Genomic DNA, 599 nt, shown 5'->3' on the forward strand with positions numbered 1-599 from the left:
ATCCCGATATTAGGGTTGAAACCTTCGCCGAAGAATCCCTGCTGCGCACCGAACCGCGGGACTTCGATCTGGCGATTGACTATAGCTTCGGGGAGTATCGCGAGTTGGTAGCGACACCGCTGCTGGCTGAAACGCTGTTTCCGGTGGCCAGCCCCGACTATGCGGCCGCGCGCGACTGGAATGATCCTGACAGCTGGAAGGAGCTGACCTTGCTGCACGACTCCATGGCCTGGCATGAGGCGCGCCGGGATGCGGAGTGGCGTTATTATCTCGACAAGGCAGGGCTGACGTCTGTCGAGAGTGATCGTGGGCATTACTTCAATCGGGCGGATCTCGCCATCGAGGCCGCCGCTGCAGGTCTTGGCGTGGCGCTGGCCCGCGGTCGGCTGATCGATGGGGATCTGGATCGTGGTCGGCTGGTATCGCTGTTGCCGGCCTTGCCATCCTGCTGTTCCTATTACCTGATTCACAGGCCCGGAGCGCTGGATAATGCCCGCATCCGGGTATTCTTCGACTGGCTGCGCCAGCTGCCTGACGTGCGTATCTGATAGATTTGGTTTCTTGTTTCTTGTTTCTTGTTATCTTGCCCCTAGCCCCTA

At 59.4% G+C, this 599-nt stretch carries 1 protein-coding gene; it reads left to right on the forward strand.

The features are described 5' to 3' along the window. A partial coding sequence (locus MPRO_RS21930) for a LysR substrate-binding domain-containing protein (RefSeq protein ID WP_245635180.1) occupies positions 1 to 548 on the forward strand: 548 nt, incomplete at its 5' end. Between the last annotated feature and the right edge of the window lie 51 nt (positions 549 to 599).

This window comes from Marinobacterium profundum, from assembly GCF_001528745.1.
Lineage (GTDB): Bacteria > Pseudomonadota > Gammaproteobacteria > Pseudomonadales > Balneatricaceae > Marinobacterium_A > Marinobacterium_A profundum.